This is a genomic window from Streptomyces alboflavus, from assembly GCF_000716675.1.
Classification (GTDB): Bacteria; Actinomycetota; Actinomycetes; order Streptomycetales; family Streptomycetaceae; genus Streptomyces; species Streptomyces alboflavus.
Map to the genome: position 1 here is coordinate 1 of NZ_JNXT01000111.1, position 13274 is coordinate 13274.

Genomic DNA, 13274 nt, shown 5'->3' on the forward strand with positions numbered 1-13274 from the left:
CCGGCCGTCCGGGGGTGGGGGACGTGGCGGTGGTGGCCCGTGAGGACCGGCCGGGTGCCCGGCGCCTGGTCGCCTACCTCGTCGGCCCCGCCTGCCAGGATCTGTCCGGCGTGCGGGAGTACGCCGTCCGGGCGCTGCCGGACTACCTCGTCCCGTCCGTGTTCGTGCCCGTGGCGGCGCTCCCGCTCAGCGCCAACGGCAAGGTGGACCGGGCGGCGCTCCCGGCCCCGGACACCCAGGCGGAGCCCGGCCCCCGGACCGGGCTCCCGGCCGGGCCCCGTACGGAGGCCGAACGCCGCGTCGTGGAGGTCTTCGCGGACGTTCTGGGTATCGATCTGCCCGGCATGGAGGACGACTTCTTCCGCCTCGGCGGCGACTCGATCCTCAGTATCCGCCTGGCTTCCCGTCTCGCCGAGGAGTTCGGGACCGACGTGTCGCCGCGCGAGGTGTTCGCCCACCCGACCCCGGCCGCGCTCGCCGCGCTCCTCGGCGGCCACCGGGCACTCGGCGGGGCGCGCCCGGGCGTTGTCCCGGTGCCGCGCGGCGCGACGGCGCCGATGTCGTACGCGCAGCAGCGCATGTGGTTCCTGGAGGAGTTCGCGCCCGGCGGCGCCGAGTACGTCACCGCCCTGGCGCTGCGCCTGCACGGACACCTCGACGTCCGCGCCCTTGGCGCGGCCCTGCGCGCCCTGGTGGCCCGGCACGAGTCGCTGCGCACCACCTTCGATGCGGTGGACGGCCACGGCGTGCAGGTCGTGCACCCGCCGGGCGGGGTGGCGCTGCCGCTTGAGGACCTGGCGGGGCTGCCCGGGCGGGAGCGCGCCGCCCGTCTGGAGGACCTGCTGGCGGCCGAGCGGGCCCGCCCGTTCGACCTGCGGCGCGGCCCGCTGCTGCGCGCCGGTCTCGTGCGGCTCGCGGACGACGAGCACGTCCTGACCCTGACCCTGCACCACATCGTCACCGACGGCTGGTCCACGGCCGTCCTCACCGGCGACCTCGCCCACCTCTACCGGGCCGAACTGGACGAGGGCGACGAGGGCGACGGGGGCGACGGGGGCACGGGGGAGCTGCCGCCGCTGCCGGTGCAGTACGCCGACTACACCCACTGGCAGCGCACCGCGCCCGGCACCGAAGCACAGCTGGCGTACTGGAAGGAGCACCTGGCCGGCACCGAACCCCTGGACCTGCCCACGGACCGGCCACGCCCGGCCGTACGCACCCGCAACGGCGCGAGTGTCCGCCTGGTCGTGGCGTCCGGCACGGCCCGGCGCCTCGCCCAGGTCGGCAGAGAGCGGGGCGCCACGTTGTTCACGACGCTCGTCGCCGCCGTGCAGGCGTTCCTCGCCAAGCTTTCGGGCGGCCGTGACATCGCCGTCGGCACCGTCACGTCGGGCCGCGACCGCGCCGAGATCCACAACCTCATCGGGTTCTTCGTCAACACCCTCATTCTGCGTTCCCGCGTCGACCCCGGCCAGGCCTTCCCGGCCTTCCTCGAGGGTGTCCGCCAGACGGTCCTGGACGCCTTCGCCCACCAGGACGTGCCCTTCGAGCAGGTCGTCGACGAGGTGCGGCCGCCCCGTGACACCAGCCGCACCCCGCTGTTCCAGGTCATGGTCGTCCTCCAGAACACCCCGGCCGCCGGCCTGGACCTGCCGGGACTGCGGGTCGAGGACGTCGAGTCGGAGCTCCGGCACGCGGCGTTCGACCTCACCCTGGAGTTCGCCGAGACGGACTCCGCAGCCCTGCACGGCGTCCTCACCTACAACACCGACCTGTTCGACACCGAAACCGCCCAGCGGATGGCCGGCCAGCTCGCCACCCTCCTGACAGCCGTCGCCGATGACCCGCACCGCCCGCTCGGCGCCCTGCCGCTGGCCACGGAGGCGGAACTGAAGTCCCTGCTCGACCAGGGCCGGGGCACCACCCAAGCCGTCCCGGCGGCGACCCTGCCGGAGCTGTTCGAGCGGCAGGCGGCCCGCACACCCGACGCGGTCGCCCTCGACGAGGGCGGCCGGCAGTGGACCTACACGGAGGTGGACCGCGCCGCCAACCGCCTCGCCCACCGCCTCATCGGCCAGGGCGTGGGACCCGAGCAGATCGTCGCCCTCGCCCTGCCGCGCGCCGCCGAGAGCGTGATCGCTCAGCTCGCCGTCACCAAGGCAGGCGCCGCCTTCCTGCCCGTCGACCCCAACTACCCGGAAAATCGGCGTGAGTTCATGATCCGCGACGCGGGCGCGACCCTCGTCCTGGACGACCCCGCCGACGTGTGGATCCAGGAAGGCCCCGACACCGCGCCCACCGACGCCGACCGCACCGCCGCCCTGACACCCGCCCACCCGGCCTACGTCATCTACACCTCCGGCTCCACCGGCACACCCAAGGGCGTCATCGTCCCGCACCACGGCCTCGCAGGCTTCGCCGCAGCCGCCGCCGCGCAGTACGCCGTCGGCCCCGGCGACCGCGTCCTGCAGTTCGCCTCACCCAGCTTCGACGCCTCCGTCCTCGAACTGTGCTCCTCCCTCCTCAGCGGAGCCACGCTGGTGACCGGCGAGGAAGGCCCACTCGTCGGCGACCGCCTCGCAGACGCCCTCACCGCGCAGCGCATCAGCCACACCCTCATCCCGCCCGCGGCCCTGGCCACCGTCCCGCCCCACACCGCCAGCTCCCTGCCGCACCTGCGCACCCTGATCGTCGGAGCCGAGGCCTGCCCACCCGACCTCGTCGCCCAATGGGCCCCCGGACGCCGGATGATCAACTCCTACGGGCCGACCGAAGCCACCGTCGTCGCCACCTGGACAGGCCCGCTGACCCCCCAAGCCGCCGCCCCGCCCATCGGCGGCCCGGCCGGCGCCACCCGCCTCTACGTCCTGGACCAGGCCCTGCGCCCCGTCCCGCCCGGAGCGACCGGAGAACTGTACGTGGCAGGCCCCGGCCTCGCCCGCGGCTACCTGAACCAGCCGGCCCTGACCGCCCAGCGGTTCCTCGCCGACCCCTACGGCACGCCGGGCGAGCGGATGTACCGCACCGGCGACCTGGCCGTGTGGGCCGCCGACGGCCAACTGCGATTCGCAGGACGCGCCGACGACCAGGTCAAACTGCGCGGCTTCCGCATCGAGCCCGGCGAGATCGAAAGCGCACTGCGCGCTGCCCCACAGGTACGCGACGCAGCAGTCGTCATCCGCACACCACCCCACCGCCACGACCCCGCAGACCAGGCGGACCAGGACGCCTCCGCCCCCCCGGAAGGCACCGCCGGACACGACCGCCTCATCGCCTACGTCGTCCCCACCACCCCAGACCCCGAAAACCTGCCGATCGGTGAACTGCGCGACCACCTCGCCGGACTGCTCCCACCACACATGATCCCGTCCGTGTTCATGCCCCTGGAACGCCTGCCGCTCACCCCGAACGGCAAGACCGACCGCCGCGCCCTGCCCGAACCCGCACCCGCCCACACCGGCACCGCCCCGCACACCCCGCCACGCACCGACACCGAACGCCACGTCGCGCGGATCTGGGGCGACGTCCTGGGCGTCGACGGCATCGGCGCACACGACAACTTCTTCCACCTCGGCGGCGACTCGATCCTGAGCATGCAGGTGGTGTCGCGGCTGCGCCGCGAGGGCCTGCACCTGGCCACCCGCGACCTGTTCACCCACCAGACCGTCGCCGAGCTCGCCACCGTCGTCACCACCGCACCCCAGCACACCGGGAACGGCCCCGTCACCGGCGACGTGCCCCTCACCCCCATCCAGGAGTGGTTCCTGACCACCCCGCGCGCCGACCACCACCACTTCAACCAGTCGGCGCTCCTGGAACTGCACGCGGCACCCGACCCGACAGCGCTGTGCGCGGCCCTGGCCGCCCTGCTCGAACACCACGACGCCCTGCGCATGCGCTTCACCCGAGACGCCGACGGATGGCACCAGTTCAACCAACCCCCGCCCGACGCCGACGACGCCGAGCGCCTCCTGGACCGGCACGACCTCACGGGCCTGCCGGCAAAAGAGGCCGACGCGGCCATGGAGAAGGCCGCCGACGACCTGCACACCGGCTTCGACCTCGGCCACGGACCACTGCTGCGAGCGGCCCTGTTCACCGGCGACGCCGACCGCCCCGCCCACCTCCTCCTGGTCGCCCACCACCTGGTCGTCGACGCCGTGTCCTGGCGGATCCTCTCCGACGACCTGGAAGCCGCCTACCACCAGGCCGTCCAAGGACAGCCGATCACGCTGGGAGAGCGCACCACCTCCTTCAGGGACTGGTCCAGGCGCCTCGCCGCCCACGTCGCCGAGGGCGGCCTCGACCACGAACTGCCCTACTGGCAGGAAGCAGTGACAGCCCAGCCGCCACCCCCCGCCGACCGGCCGCAACCCGACACAGGCCAGACCCGCACCCTCTCCGTCGAGCTCGGCGAGGACGACACCACGGCCCTGCTGCGCTCCGCGCCCACCGCGTACCGCACCCGCGTCAACGACGTCCTGCTGGCCGCACTCGCCCTGGCCCTCACCCGCTGGACCGGCGGCGACCGGGTCCGCCTCGACCTGGAAGGACACGGCCGCGAGGACCTGTTCGACGACATCGACCTGTCCCGCACAGTCGGCTGGTTCACCACCGTCCACCCCGTCGCCCTGACCGTGCCCGAACCGGACGACCTCGGCCCGGCCCGCGACTGGCGCGGCCTGGTGAAGTCCGTACGCCGCCAACTGCGCGCCGTCCCCGGCAACGGACTCGGCTTCGGCGCACTGCGCACGTTCGGCCCGCCCGAGGTCCGTCAACGCCTGGGCTCGGCGGCGCACGGACAGGTGGTGTTCAACTACCTCGGCCAGTGGGACGCCCGCCCGACCACGTCCCAGGCAGGGCTCGTGCGCACCGAGCACGGCTCGTTCGGCCAGGACCACGACCCCCAAGACAGCGGATCACACCCCCTGGAAGTGGTGGGCGCGGTACAGAACGGCCGCCTCGCCTTCACCTGGCACCACCGCCCCGCCCTGCACGACACCGAGACCGTACGCCGCGTGGCCGACGACTTCGCCACCGCCCTGCGGCACATCGCCGCGCACGCCCGGGGCAGCGCAGCCTCCCCCGCACGGGAGCGCCGATGAGCCCGCGCCGCCCCGGCACCCGCGGACCACCGGCCCGCAGCCCCCACCCCCTGAACCCGTTCCGCGGCCCCCACCACGCACGCCGCGCCCCCACCGCAGGACCGCGACCGCCGCGCCCCCACCGACCGTAGGACCGCGACCACCCCACCGACCACGGAGACCCTGACATGGACGAGAACACCCGCTACCAGGTACTGCGCAACGACGAGGACCAGTACTCACTCTGGCCGGTCGACGTCGACGTACCCGCCGGCTGGCAACCCGCAGGAAAGGAAGGCTCGGAGGCCGAGTGCTCCGCCTACGTGGACGAGGTCTGGACCGACATGCGCCCGCGCAGCCTGCGCGAACGGATGGAGAACACAGGCTCCTGACGCCGTCACCCTGTTCCCACGCTCTGTACGAGGAGTTCGCCGATGACGCCGACACTGCACAGCGAACGGCTGGAGTTCAGGCCCTACCGGTCACAGGACGAGGAAGCCTTCGTCACCCTCCTGCGCGACCAGGAGGTACGCCGCTGGATGGGCCAGGACGAGGTGCCCGAGGACGACCTGCGCAAGGCGTTCCGCATGATCCTCACCGACATCTACCCCAAAGGCCTCTTCGACGTATGGGGCCTGTGGCACGAGGAGAGGTACATCGGGCACGCGGAGGCCAAGAAGACCGGCAACGTCGACGGCCACGAACTCATCACCGCCCTGGCCCCCGCCTACTGGGGCAAAGGCCTGGGCAGCGAGGTCATCCGCGCCCTGCTGCGGCACGCCCGCGACCACCTCGGCCTCAAAGAGGTCTACGGCATGGTGGGCGCCGAGAACACCGCCAGCCTGACGATGGCCGAACGCCTGGGCTTCCACCACGTACGGGACGTGATCGGCGACGACGGATCGGTGACGAAGATGCTCATGATCTCCACAGCCACCTGACGACCCTCCTCACAGGGCGCTCGGGCCGCACGCGTTCGCCGGCGTGTCGGCGTCCAAGGACGCGTGCGGCCCGTGGGGTTGAATGCGGGTATGGCAAACGCTCTGTGGGACCGGCTCCCGGCCGAGGCGCAGTCGGAGGTGGACAGCCTCGTTGTGGCCGGACGGAACGTACAGGCCATTGCTGTGATACGCGAGTGTGCCGGTCTGCCGAGACCGAGTCTGCATGAGTGTGTCGATGTAGTGGATCAGCGATTCAGCGTGCTGCGGCAGGGCCCGGCACACACGTGAAGCCGCCGTGCGAGGCGGCCCTGCGCCACACCTGTCCGGTGCCGCGTCGCGGGAGAGCCGTCAGCTCGCAAGGCCGACCGCCACCGTCGCCCACGGAAGCCGGAGCATTCCGGCCAGACCCTTACGCGCGCCACTTGTGGCGGTCACAGAAGCGGTCGTCACCGGAGCCTGAACCGTCATGATCGAGACAGATACGGAAGGTGTACTTGGTGCCGTCGGCGAGGTTGTACCGCCCGCCGTCGTCGGCACTGCGCTCGTTGCAGTTACCGTCCCCACGAGCCCTGATCTTGTAACGGATGCTGCCATTGGGGTTGATGACGTAGCCGATCGCGCTCCAGCCGTCGGCTTGCTCGTCACAGACCTTCGTCTTGTCACCGTCGCTGTTGAAGGACAGCTTCCCGCCCGGGTCACCGTCATCGGTCCACAAGTCGCCGCCGTCGGCATGAGCCCCCGTGGCTGTCACCACGGCAACGACGACCGCCGCCGCCATGACACCAGCGGCCCTGAGCACGCCCTTGATACGCATCAATCTCCTGCCCTTCCCAGTCGATGACCCAGCGTTGGCGGGCACCGCGATCCACCGACCGCACCTGCCCCCGCCCTTCCCCTCTTGACGGAACAGACTGACAAAAAGTGACAGGCCGCAGCTCCCGCAGAGGGCAGAGCCTCCCGCAACGCGCCCGTGCCGGTGCGCCGGCCGGTGCCCGGAACGTTGAAGGAGGCCTTGACGCACTGGGCGTCCAGGACGCAGACGCTCGGTACGGCTTGCGGCCTTCGGTCTCCCGGAGGGCACTCGGTTCGACGTTGCGGCCTTTCGACCTCCCGGACCAGGCGCCGCGGGAGACCGTTGAACTGGCCGAAGCCCTCGTCACGGCGGGCGGCGAGCCGGGATGACCGCAAACGTCCGGTCATACCGCCTGGAGAGCCGTCACCAGGCGGGGAACAGCCGCTGCGGGCCTTGCACAGCTGACGGCCTGCGGCCTCCGGCCTGTTGTGTGCTCTGGGCGCGGCCGTCGTGGCCCGGCGCAGTGGTGTGCGGCCCAGGTGTGGTGCGTAGGCAGGGTGTGGTGGTACGCGGCCGGGCTTGGTGAGTGCCGCCATCCAGACCCCCCTTTCTGGATAGCGGGCACTCACAGCCCTCGGTGTCACTGCCGCCCGCTCCGCGCGGGGGTGGTGCCACAGAATTCGGCCTCGATGACGTTGGTATACAGCGTGCTGTCGGGCAGCCAGTCGCCGTTGATGTTGAAGGTCAGCCGGTGCGTGCCGTCCGTGGTGCTGGCCATGGCGGAAAGCGAGCCGTTGGTACGGCCGGTCTTACCGACCACCCGGACGCCGCAGGAGAGCTCCGCGAACTCAAGGCCAAGCCCGTACCCGGTGGCTTCTCCGTCCGGTACCTCCCGCAGCATTTCCTTCATCTGGGCCCGCGGCAGCAACGCACCGCGCAGCAGAGCGTGTTGAAAGCGATTGAGGTCGCCGGCGGTGGAGATGATGTCTCCCGCTGCGCCGAGCCAGGTCATGTTCTGCTCGGTGGCGTCGATCACTTCGGCGTCGGGGGAGTCCTGGTGGAGACGGGAGTACCCGACGGGGTGAGGCGTGGGCAGCTGCGGTGTGGAGCCGGGAAACGACGTCCCGCGCAGGCCGAGCGGATTGATGATCCGCCGGGTGACCTCCTGGGCGTAGCTGTGACCGGTCGCCTTCTCGATGACCATGCCGGCGATCACGTAGCCGGTGTTGGAGTACGCCGGCGAGTTCTCCGGGCGGGAGTGCGGCGGCTGTTTGAGCGCGGCCGCCACGAGCTCTTCGGGCGTGTAGGTGTCATAGCGGTGCGTCGGGAAGCCGAGGCCGGAGGAAGCATGGGCGATGACGGGGTCGTCGGTGTAGTTGGCGATGCCGCTCGTGTGGTTGAGCAGGCTGCGCAGTGTGATCGTGCTGCCGTCGTACCCGTTGCCCTGGACCAGACCCGGCAGCCATCTCTCGACGGTGTCCTCCAGACTCAGCTTCCCTTCTGCTTCGAGCTGGAGCAGGACGGTCGCGATGAAGGTCTTGGTGATGCTGGCCCCGCGGAAGTGCTCGGCGGTGGACCGTTCGCGGTGCGTGGCGATGTCAGCGAATCCGGCCGTGGCGGACCAATTCCCCCTGCTGTCCTGGACCTTGGCGACGACGCCGGGCAGCTTCCCCTGCTCGACCAGCGCGCGCAACGCGACCCGGGTGGCCCGGTGCCCGTGATCTGCGTGCCCGTGATCTGCGGGCTGCGTAGCGTGCGCTGAGGGCGCGAGCGCGGCCGCTCCGAGCAGTACGACCGCGGCGACCGTGAGCGTGGTGGTACGTGGAGCCGGCTGCTTCATGGGTGCTGTCTCCAAGTGATCGTCTCCAGCGGGGGCGCGTGTGCCCTTGTGGTCGATGGGACGTCGGCCTGGGGCTGTCGGGTTGTCCGCCGAGGGAGAGACGGGGACCGTGGTACTACACGAACGGGACCAGGGGCCTACACACCGGGCCCGCCCACCCCACTGGGCCTGCTCACCGCACCGGGTTCGTCCACCCCACCGGACGCGGCCAACCGGGCCGTGGGCTGGGCCCGGTCGTTTCGTCGCCAGCCGACCCGGCTCCGGGTCGCGCCGATCCGGACTGGGCCCGGTCGTTTCGTCACCGGCCCGTCCGGCCTCGACCCGCGCAGGACCTCCGCTGACCTCACCGGTATCCGCCTACCGACCGACGAAGGCCCTACCGCTCGGGCGCCACCGCATCCAGAGGTCACCCCCGTCGAGCCGATAGCGGTCCCCGTCGTCCAACCGCACCTCGCCCAACAGCCGCCGAACACCCTCGGGCGCCTGACGGTGCGGCGCGAGAAGCAGCGTCAGTTCGTCATAGCGGGCATCGCCCCCGCCGATCGCCGGATCCTCATCCCTCCCGGCATCGGAAACCTCATACCGGACGTAGATCGCCCACTGCTCACGCTCCATCGCCACTGCCGCCTCACCCGCGGGCCACACGTCATACGCGTCGGCCACATTGCCCGGCTCGTAGTCCCAGCCTTCGAAGTAGTGCGGGACGCCACCGATGACCGCGAGTCCTTTCCGGGGCCCGTCGTACCACTCCAGGACGGCGAACGCCCGCTCGAAACCATCCGCGATGAGCTGCTGCTCGCTCCAGGGCCGAGACACGCCGGCAGACTACCGACCGCCGACCTCTGCCTCCACAAGCACGACCCACAGCCGGAGCACCACAGACGATCATGCACGTGAGTGAGCCAGACACACTCCAGCCCACAGCCACAAGCAACCTCAGGCGCCCGTGCCGCTAGCAGGCAGCCACTCAGCGCCGCGGCACCCTCACACGCTCCAGAGCCTTGCCGGCGGCAAGGTAGCCAGCGACCTTGAAAGCGAGCTCGTGGGAGCCGAAAGTGTCAGCGCGGGCATACCGCAGCACGACCCGGGCCGCGATGACGATTCCGTGCTCAGCCAGACCCAAGTACTCCTCAATCCCCGCAGCGGCAGCAGCGAAGAAACGAGGAAGATCCTCAGCGGGTTCATAACCCACAGCCAGCCCGTCCGCTGCCACGAAAACGAAACCGTCAGCCGCAGGCTCGAAATCCACCTCGATCTCCGCGAAATGCGGCGCACAGCTCTGCTTCTGATGCAGCACACGCACACCGCGGATCGGGTACGGCGGAAACCGCAGCGTCGCTGACCTCATACCAGCACGCTACCCGCTGCCCACCTCGCCGACCTCACCACGGACCACAAGCACCTCTGCGGAACAGCCCCGCGCACCCCCCGACCACCACGACCGCTACCCCGCGCCGGGCCGCCCCGCACCCAACACCAACGCGTCAATGCCACCATGCGAAGGCGAGCCGCGAGGCAAGTGCAGCACCGCAGACAATGACCCATCAGAAAGGCGCCTCCGCCACCGTGTCGCCACTGCTACGCGAACACCTCATCACCAGATCCGAAACCCCCGCCGACCTCCTCAACGCCACCGCCCGCCTGTTCGACGGCGCGGTCACCACCTCACCCCTGGACACCCCGAGCAACGGCCCACACGAACTACGCGGCATCACCGCACACGACTTCGCGGTCGGCTACTTCGCCTCCCCCCTCGCAGTACGCGTCACCTCCACCCAAACCCGCAGCCCCGGCTCCTACTTCCTCAACATCGGCATCCACGGCACCCTCACCGCATCACGCAACAACCGCAGAACGACCCTCGACGAAACCACCGCCGGGATCATCAACCCCACAGACACCCAAGAACTACGCCCCCTGCACAACCAGCAGACACACTTCCTGGGCCTGCGCATCGACGCCACCCTGATCAACCAGGAACTCACCACACTGACCGGCCACCCCCCGGCCTCCACCGTGCGCTTCGACTTCCCCCTCGACCTGACCAGCCCCAAAGGCAGGACCCTGCGACTCCTCGTCCACTCCCTCCTCGAACAACTGGACTCACAAGACCCCCTCTTCCAACGCGCAGAACTACAACGCAGCCAACTCCGCTGCCTCGTCACCGCCCTGCTCCTGGCCCAGCCACACACCCACACCGACCAACTCCACAACAACCGACAACCCACCCACCCACACCCCCTACGAAAAGCCCTGGCATTCATCGAAGCAAACCTCACCGACCACATCAGCCTCGACACCATCGCCACCGCCGCGCACTGCAGCCCCCGGACCCTGAACTCCGCATTCCGCAACCAGCTCGGCCTCTCACCCATGTCCTACGTCCGCAACCGCCGCCTCGACCGAATCCGCGAGGACATCCTCACCTCCACCGACCCCGTCGGCACGATCGCCTACCGATGGGGCATCACCCACCTGGGCCGCTTCGCCGCCCAGTACCGCGACCGCTTCGCCGAACTCCCCTCCGACACCACAACCCACAGATAACCCCGCCACCCCACCCACCCGCGAACAGAAGAGAAGGCCAACTACCCTGCTGCCCCACACACGTTGAGGCACAACCCTCAGTACGGGCCGTTGACGTTGTCGATCGAACCGTAACGAGCAGCCGCATAATTACAAGCCGCGGTGATGTTCGCGACCGGGTCGAAACTGTCCGCCGACGTCCCCGGCAGACGGTAAGCAGCAAAAGTCGGGTCAATGACCTGCAAGAGCCCCTTGGACGGCGTCCCCGCAGCAGCGTTCGAGTCCCAGTTATTGGTGGCCAGCGGGTTCCCGGAAGACTCACGCATGATGTTGCGGTGAATACCCTCATAGGAACCGGGGATGCCATGCTGCGCCAGGATGTCGAGTGACTCCTTGATCCAGCCGTCCAGGTCGTTGGTGTAGGCCTTCTTCGCCGGGGCAGCGGCGGGCTCGGCGGCGAGCGCACCGTCACGCTCGGAGCGGTCCGCCCGCCCACTGGAGGCGGCCGGCCCCTTCTCGCCGAGGGTGAGCTTGAGACCCGGACGGATCATCCCCGGGTCATCACCCAGAGTGCCGCGGTTGTCCTCGTAGAGCTTCTTCCAGCCACCACTCAGGGAGTGCTCCCGGGCGATCTTGGAGAGAGAGTCACCCGCGACGACCACGTAGGTCTTGGGCGCCGCAGCGGGCTGAGCGACCGTGCCGGACTGCGCCGCGGCGGCGTCGGCCGCACCGAGCACCGGGAGCGCGAGCACGGCGCCGCCGGTGCCTGCGACGGCGATACCCCGGGCGAGCGGGCTGGACTTGGGGCGACGGTGCTTTCCCTTTGCGGGCATGACGAATTCCTCTCCGTCGCCTACGAGGTGAGCTGTCGGGTTCGGACGGGAGATGTCCGGTCGCAGTGCGCGTGCGACTTCACCCCGAGCCGATCCGAAATCCGGGCCGGCGTCTTACCTGGGTCCCCCGCTCCTGCCGTGGGTGAGTGAGTGGATGAAGGATTCCGGACAGCGGCAGGATTCGGCGTTCCATCCGGATTGACGGTGACGTTAGGCGAGAAAGCCCGGACGGAACAAGGCCAGAAATCAAATAGTGAATGATCGAGGCTCATCCCTGAGCGCCGCGTCCCCTCACCTCCTTTGATCGAAAAGCCCAACTTTCTTTACGCAGAACGAAAGTGTGCTCGCCGACTCCCGGAGCCGTGCCCCTCTGTGTGACTCATTTCACCGAATGGGGTACGAGCTGGAATGAAGGTCGGGGGATATCAGAGCATGCTTTTTCGTGCCTGTATTCCGCAATACAGGCAGTGGTTCATGTACGCGACGAATGACTAAAGAGGTATCTTTTCATGCGTAAATGGACATTGCGCGAGGGTGGCAACCGGGCTCTGCCGGCATCAGCGAGGCAGCGGGCCTGACCAGTGAGGGTTCGGCGGCGCGGCGAGGCCAACGAGCCGTGTGCGCGGGCCACACACCCGAACACTGCGAAACGGGCCGTACGAGGCCGTGGTGCGGGGCGGAGCAGGTTCCGGAGCCCAGCACGACGGCCGTTCAGAAGCGAGACCGAACCGGCGCGGGCAGTGGCTGCTCGGGCGACTGGACGCGAAACCGGAGGAGCCGTGCCAGAAGACTGAGCCCTGGTGACACCCACTCAGCGGATGTCACCTTGCATGAGCGGTATGAGAAAGGGAGCCAACTGGCCGCATGCCAAAGAATCCTGACTCGTTTCTGGTATCGATTTTCGACACAGAAAAGCGGTTTCCCAATGGGGTTAGAGGGTCCTTGCGCGAGGAATTGACGAGATATCAGAAATGGGGAATCGAAAAGAATCTGACGGTCTTTCAGTTCCACGGAGAACCCAGAGAAAGGCGAATCTGACTACATGTCAGATTCACTGGGAAAAGCCGAATACCGAAGAGGCCCGATCCTGTAGCCAGCCGCAGGAATTCGCGGAGCGAATTCCTGGACCGAATCGCGGAGCGATTCGGTTGCCGGGCAACGGAGTTGACCGGCGTCGGCCCCGGAGGGGCCGACCGAGCGCGCGGAGCGGCGCTCGGTTCCGCCGCGTAGCGGCGGCGCGTCGTGTCCGCGGAGCGG

Annotated in this window: 9 protein-coding genes and 1 riboswitch; of the genes, 4 read left to right on the forward strand and 5 right to left on the reverse strand. The window is 69.5% G+C overall.

The features are described from left to right. The first annotated feature begins 14 nt into the window (after positions 1-14). From OO63_RS40380 to OO63_RS40390, 3 genes are all read left to right on the forward strand, one after another. Positions 15-5105, forward strand: coding sequence for a non-ribosomal peptide synthetase (locus OO63_RS40380; RefSeq protein ID WP_030363622.1), 5091 nt, complete (start codon positions 15-17; stop codon positions 5103-5105). A gap of 167 nt (positions 5106-5272) precedes the next feature. Next, entirely contained in the window at positions 5273-5476 is a 204-nt protein-coding gene (locus tag OO63_RS40385; protein WP_030363623.1) for an MbtH family protein, read from the forward strand. Between the two features lie 42 nt (positions 5477-5518). Continuing rightward, positions 5519-6025, forward strand: a complete 507-nt coding sequence (locus tag OO63_RS40390; RefSeq protein ID WP_030363624.1) for a GNAT family N-acetyltransferase — start codon at positions 5519-5521, stop codon at positions 6023-6025. 409 nt (positions 6026-6434) lie between these two features. Here the strand turns inward: OO63_RS40390 and OO63_RS40395 are convergent, their stop codons facing one another. The 4 genes from OO63_RS40395 to OO63_RS40410 form a co-directional block, all read right to left on the reverse strand. Continuing rightward, the gene (locus tag OO63_RS40395; RefSeq protein WP_051811772.1) at positions 6435-6839 is read right to left on the reverse strand and encodes a hypothetical protein; all 405 of its coding nucleotides are present in this window, start codon (positions 6837-6839) and stop codon (positions 6435-6437) included. A gap of 619 nt (positions 6840-7458) precedes the next feature. Continuing rightward, on the reverse strand, positions 7459-8658 hold the full coding sequence (locus tag OO63_RS40400) for a serine hydrolase domain-containing protein (protein ID WP_030363626.1): 1200 nt from the start codon (positions 8656-8658) through the stop codon (positions 7459-7461). Between the two features lie 357 nt (positions 8659-9015). After that, the gene (locus OO63_RS40405; protein WP_030363627.1) at positions 9016-9474 is read right to left on the reverse strand and encodes a hypothetical protein; all 459 of its coding nucleotides are present in this window, start codon (positions 9472-9474) and stop codon (positions 9016-9018) included. Between the two features lie 151 nt (positions 9475-9625). Then, a complete protein-coding gene (locus OO63_RS40410) occupies positions 9626-10006 on the reverse strand; it encodes a hypothetical protein (RefSeq protein ID WP_030363628.1) in 381 nt (126 codons plus the stop codon). A 188-nt stretch (positions 10007-10194) separates the two neighbouring features. Between OO63_RS40410 and OO63_RS40415 the strand changes: the two genes are divergently transcribed. Next, complete coding sequence (locus OO63_RS40415; protein WP_030363629.1) at positions 10195-11205, forward strand: helix-turn-helix transcriptional regulator; 1011 nt, start codon at positions 10195-10197, stop codon at positions 11203-11205. Between the two features lie 77 nt (positions 11206-11282). Here OO63_RS40415 and OO63_RS40420 read toward each other — a convergent pair whose 3' ends face one another. Continuing rightward, a complete protein-coding gene (locus tag OO63_RS40420; RefSeq protein WP_030363630.1) occupies positions 11283-12017 on the reverse strand; it encodes a transglycosylase SLT domain-containing protein in 735 nt (244 codons plus the stop codon). 2 nt (positions 12018-12019) lie between these two features. Continuing rightward, positions 12020-12180, reverse strand: a riboswitch (cyclic di-AMP (ydaO/yuaA leader). Positions 12181-13274: the final 1094 nt, after the last annotated feature.

Excerpts from the sequence above, each read along its gene's own strand:
- OO63_RS40385 (WP_030363623.1), top strand. The coding sequence starts at position 5,273 with ATGGACGAGAACACCCGCTACCAGGTACTGCGCAACGACGAGGACCAG.
- OO63_RS40390 (WP_030363624.1), top strand. The coding sequence starts at position 5,519 with ATGACGCCGACACTGCACAGCGAACGGCTGGAGTTCAGGCCCTACCGG.
- OO63_RS40395 (WP_051811772.1), bottom strand. The coding sequence starts at position 6,839 with ATGCGTATCAAGGGCGTGCTCAGGGCCGCTGGTGTCATGGCGGCGGCG.
- OO63_RS40400 (WP_030363626.1), bottom strand. The coding sequence starts at position 8,658 with ATGAAGCAGCCGGCTCCACGTACCACCACGCTCACGGTCGCCGCGGTC.
- OO63_RS40410 (WP_030363628.1), bottom strand. The coding sequence starts at position 10,006 with ATGAGGTCAGCGACGCTGCGGTTTCCGCCGTACCCGATCCGCGGTGTG.
- OO63_RS40415 (WP_030363629.1), top strand. The coding sequence starts at position 10,195 with ATGACCCATCAGAAAGGCGCCTCCGCCACCGTGTCGCCACTGCTACGC.
- OO63_RS40420 (WP_030363630.1), bottom strand. The coding sequence starts at position 12,017 with ATGCCCGCAAAGGGAAAGCACCGTCGCCCCAAGTCCAGCCCGCTCGCC.